Below are 4,794 nucleotides of genomic sequence, written 5' to 3'. Positions count from 1 at the left end.
ACGCAAAATGCGGGAGAACCGGATTGGTGGACACCGAGAGCGCTTTCGCGTGAGGTGTTTTAGCCATGCCGAGAACCCGTCCCCCGTCCCCAGCGGAGTTCCGCCGCCAGATGGTCGAGCTGGTCTGCGCCGGGCGCGATCCGACCGACCTCGCCCGTGAGTTCGAGCCGTCGGCCCAAGCCATCCGCAATTGGGTGGCCGAGGCCGATCGCCAGGAAGGCCGCCGCGAGGCCAAGCCCTCTGGCGCTGAGGCTGCTCTCTCCGCGACGGAGCGCGAGGAGTGGCTTCGGCTGCGGCGCGAGAACCGGCAGTTGAGGCTGGAGCGCGACATCCTCTCTCGCGCGACAGCCTGGTTTGCGCGCGAGACCGGAGTTCTGCCGTCGGGATCTTCCGGTTCATGAGCGAGAACCAAGCGTACTCACTCCCGGCCCGAGGCCCGCATGGCCCTCTTCAGCTACCTCGAGGGCTTCTACAACCCAGTGCGGCGACACTCCGCCCTGGGCTACCGCTCACCCGTCGTCTACGAACAGGAGCACCAGCCAAAACCCGCAACCGAGACCCTGATCACCCAAGCCCCGTAACCGTCCACAGAAACCGGGCAATCCCAATCCCACTGAGCAAGGCCCGCGCGAGCTTCGTGGCCAGCGACCGCACCTACGGCGCAAGACGCGTCTGGCGCGACGTGCTGGCTGAGGGCGTCGCGTGCGGGCTGCACCGCATCGAGCGGATCATGCGCGAGAACGCCTTGCGGGCACGGCCGCGCCGACGGGGGCTGCCGAAGGACGAAGGGGAGCGGGCCGCTGCCTCGCCCAATCTCCTGGAGCGGCGGCTTGCGGCCGACGTCCCCAACCGGAAGTGGATCGCCGACTTCACGTATATCTGGACGGCCGAGGGCTGGCTCTCCGTCGCCGCCGTGATTGATCTGTTCTCGCGCCGTGTCGTGGGCTGGTCGATGCAGGTCAGCATGACGGCTCAGCTCGTCACGGATGCGCTGGTCATGGCGACATGGCGCAGGGGCAGGCCGGATGCTTTGCTGCATCACTCAGTTTATGGTTCGCAACACACGAGTGAAGCCTTCCAGCGCCTGATGGCCGAGCACGGCGTGACTGCTCGATGAGCCGGTCGGGCAACGTGTGGGACAATGCGGCGATGGAGAGCTTCTTCTCGTCCCTGAAGACCGAGCGCACAGCGCGGCGGGCCTATCGCACGCGGGACGAGGCCCGGGCCGATGTGTTCGACTCCATCGAGCGCTTCTACAACCCGGCGCGGCGGCACTCGACCTTGGGCTATCTCAGCCCTGTCGAGCTCGAAAACCGCGCCCAATTAGCTTAGGATGGTGTCAACCAAATCGGTGGCAGGCCACAGCGAGATCTACCGTCCGACGAGGAGCATGTCGGTTGCGACATGATCATCTGCTCGTGCGGTAGAGGGCGAGCCTCGTCTCGTCAGCCAAGCAGGAAGCTGCTGACCATCGTGATGGGAAACCTATCAAGGACAGTTCAGGCGCCGGGCAACAAGATGATTTTGTTGGCCGCCGTTCGACCGTCATCAAGGTCGGCGAAAGCTGTCGGGCCTTCCGCGAGCGTGCGTACCTCGAACCAGCTCAGTGCGCCGAGCACGCCTTCGGCCAATGCATCCACCGTGTGACGAAAGTCAGTCGGCGTGTAGCAGTAGGCTCCGGTAACGGTGATCTCCTGTAAAGTGATCTTGCGCAGGTCGAGGCCGTCCTGGCCGGGCAGCAGGCCGACATGGACGATCACACCCCCTGGTCTCACCAGGCTGCAGGCCGCCGCGCGCGTGCCCACCGCGCCCACGGCATCGATCACCAGATCGACACTGCCCTCTGCGGGTTCGCCCGAGGCCCCAGGCGCGAAGACCGCGAGCCCCTCCGCGCGCGCGATGGTCTGGCGGCGCAGCGGGTTCGTCTCGCCGATCCGGATCGCGGTCGCACCGAAGCGGCGGACGACGAGTGCGGCGGCGAGCCCGATGGCGCCGCCGCCTAGGATGACCACGCTCGACACCGTCAGAGGCTGATGAAGCCTCTCGGCGCCGATCCGTACCGCGTGCCAGGCGACCGCGATCGGCTCCGCGAGCGCAGCATGCTCGATCGACAGATGATCCGGCACAGGGAAGAGGTTGCGCTCGGGAATCCGCACCAAGTCGGCGAAGGCCCCGGGCCGCGGAGGCATCGAGATGATCTGACGCGTCGGCGACAGGTGCCACCGCCCGTCCACGGCGTAGGGACAGGTCGGGTCGACCACGAGCGGATTGATCGTCACCCGCTGGCCCGCACGGGGACCGGACACGATCCGGCCCGCGGCCTCATGTCCGAGGATCAGCGGTGGCGGCCGACGAGTGTCGTGACCGTGATAGGCGTGCATGTCCGAGCCGCAGATGCCCACGGCCTCGACCCGGACCAGCACCTCGCCGGGCTCCGGCGCCGTGTCCGGCTCGTCGCGATACACGAGCGTGTTCGGGCCGGTATAGACGAGCGCCTTCATGCGCCGCTCCTCGTTGAGGTCGAGCTATTTCGCCGTGAAACCGCCGTCGACGGCCAGCGTCTGCCCGGTGACGTAGGCGGCCGCCTCTGAGGCCAGGAACACGGTCGCACCGGCGAGATCTGCGAGTTCGCCGTTGCGACCCACGGCGGTCTGGGCCGCGTTCCGGGCCACGCGCTGCGGATCGCCGAAAACCGGCGCCGTGAGCGGCGTCGGAAAGAAGCCGGGGGCGATCGCGTTGCAGGTGATCCCGTGGCGCGACCATTCCTCGGCGATGGCGCGGGTGAGCTGGAGAACGCCGCCTTTCGCGGCCCCATAGGGCGCGCTGTCGGCGAAGGCGCGCCAGCTCTGCAGCGAGGCGACGTTGACGATGCGGCCGAAGCGCCGTTCCGCCATGCGGGGCGCGAAGGCCTGGGTCAGCAGGAACGGCGCCCTCAGATGCAGGGCCATGTGCAGGTCGAAGGCTGCCGCCGTGACCTCCTGGAAGGGCTGGCGAAGGTTGACGCCGGCGGCGTTGACGAGGATGTCGACCGCGCGCCCACTGGTCGCCGCGCGGACTTCCCCGGCGGCCTCCGCGTGCGAGAGGTCGGCCGACACGGTGGTGGCGGCGATCCCGTCGTGTCGGAGCGCCTCCTGCGCAGCGGAGAGGTCGCTCGATCGTCGCGCCACCAAGATGACGTCCGCGCCGGCGAGCCCGAGCGCTCGCGCCATGGCGAGCCCGATGCCGCTGCTGCCGCCGGTGATGAGCGCCGTCCGTCCCGTGAGGTCGAACAGGTGGCCGAGCCGGAAAGCCATTCACGCCTCGACCGGCCGGCCGAGATCCACGGGCGCGCCGGGCGCGTACTTCGCCATGCGCACGTCGCTCGTCCGGGCATGGGCCTCCATGCCTTCCAGCCGCGAGATCCGGGCCGAGACAGGGGCGAGAGCCCGGCACGCCTCGCGGCTCATCCGCTGCCAGGTGAGGGGCTTCAGGAACTTGTGGACCGACAGGCCGGCCGAGTAGCGCGCCGCGAACTTCGTCGGGAGGATGTGGTTGGGACCCGACACCTTGTCGCCGAAGGCCACGTTGGTCTCCTCGCCGAGGAACAGCGAGCCGTAGTTCGTCAGGTTGGCGTGCCACCAGTCGAGGTCGGCACAGTGCACTTCGAGGTGCTCGCAGGCATAGTCCTCGGACACCTGCATCATCTCCTCGCGCGTGTCGCAGAGGACCACCTCGCCGTAATCGCGCCAAGCGGCCTGTGCGGCGTCGCGTGCCGTGGCCGGCAGGGCCGCGATGAGCTGCGGGACGAGCGCGGATACCTCCTGCGCGATGCGCGTCGAGTCGGTGATGAGCCAGGCCGGGCTCTCGTGGCCGTGCTCCGCCTGCCCGACGAGATCGGTCGCGACGATGAGGGGATCGGCCGTATCGTCCGCGATCACCGCCACCTCCGAGGGGCCAGCGAACACGTCGATGCCGACCTTCCCGAACAGCATGCGCTTGGCTTCCGCGACGAACTTGTTGCCGGGTCCCACGATGATGTCGGCCGCCTTGCCCGTGAAGAGACCGAAGGCCATGGCGGCCACCGCCTGGACCCCGCCGAGGCACATGACGACATCCGCGCCCGCCACGGTCATGGCGTAGAGCACGTGGGGATGGATGCCCTGGCCCTTGTAGGGCGCCGAGCAGGCAATGACGGTCTTCACGCCCGCGGCCTTGGCGGTCGCGACCGACATGTAGGCGGACGCGATATGGGCATAGCGCCCGGCCGGCACGTAGCAGCCCGCCGTGTTCACGGGAACGAGCCGCTGCCCGAGGCGCAGCCCAGGCGACAACTCGACGGCGAAATCCTGCACGGATGCGCGCTGCGCCTCGGCGAAACGGCGAACCTGCGAGGCGGCAAGCCCGATGTCGTCCTTGATCGCCTGCGGCACCTCGCGAACCTGCTCGGCGATCGCCGCCTCGTCCATGACGATCGGACCCGACCAGCCGTCCAGCTTCAGGGCGTAGTCGCGCACCGATTTCTCACCCCCGGCCTCGATCGCCGCGAGCATCTCGGTCACGACCTTGCGCGCCGTGTCCGTCTCGGTCTCCGGTGTCTTCGACGCCTTCTTCAGGTAGGCGATGGCCATGATGCAGTGCCTTCTTGAGAGGTGAGGCCGCCCGTGCGGACGACGGATCCCGTCCGCACGGGCGCGGCTTACTTCTTGTCGAACTCGGTCGCGAAGGCGCGCAGCTTCGGGTCGTTCGCGACGCGCTTGAGGTATTCGTCCGAGATGTAGCTCTTGGGCTCCGGGTTCGCCGGGATGGTGCCCACCT

General features: G+C 68.3%; 3 protein-coding genes and 1 pseudogene. 1 reads left to right on the top strand and 3 read right to left on the bottom strand.

Features of this window, described 5'->3' with window-relative positions; all coding sequences use genetic code 11:
• Positions 1–152 precede the first annotated feature (152 nt).
• Positions 153–1,332: pseudogene (locus MFF61_RS34115) on the top strand (IS3 family transposase); the annotation flags it as partial.
• A 167-nt stretch (positions 1,333–1,499) separates the two neighbouring features.
• Here the strand turns inward: MFF61_RS34115 and MFF61_RS33450 are convergent.
• The 3 genes from MFF61_RS33450 to hpsN are packed head-to-tail and all read right to left on the bottom strand — an operon-like array spanning position 1,500 to position 4,607.
• Positions 1,500–2,501, bottom strand: coding sequence for a zinc-dependent alcohol dehydrogenase (locus tag MFF61_RS33450; protein WP_238242117.1), 1,002 nt, complete (start codon positions 2,499–2,501; stop codon positions 1,500–1,502).
• 24 nt (positions 2,502–2,525) lie between these two features.
• The gene (locus tag MFF61_RS33445) at positions 2,526–3,293 is read right to left on the bottom strand and encodes an SDR family NAD(P)-dependent oxidoreductase (protein WP_238242115.1); all 768 of its coding nucleotides are present in this window, start codon (positions 3,291–3,293) and stop codon (positions 2,526–2,528) included.
• On the bottom strand, positions 3,294–4,607 hold the full coding sequence (gene hpsN, locus MFF61_RS33440; RefSeq protein ID WP_238242114.1) for a sulfopropanediol 3-dehydrogenase: 1,314 nt from the start codon (positions 4,605–4,607) through the stop codon (positions 3,294–3,296).
• Between the last annotated feature and the right edge of the window lie 187 nt (positions 4,608–4,794).

Source organism: Methylobacterium isbiliense (assembly GCF_022179325.1).
GTDB lineage: Bacteria > Pseudomonadota > Alphaproteobacteria > Rhizobiales > Beijerinckiaceae > Methylobacterium > Methylobacterium isbiliense.
This window is presented reverse-complemented; position numbering and strand designations above follow the sequence as displayed.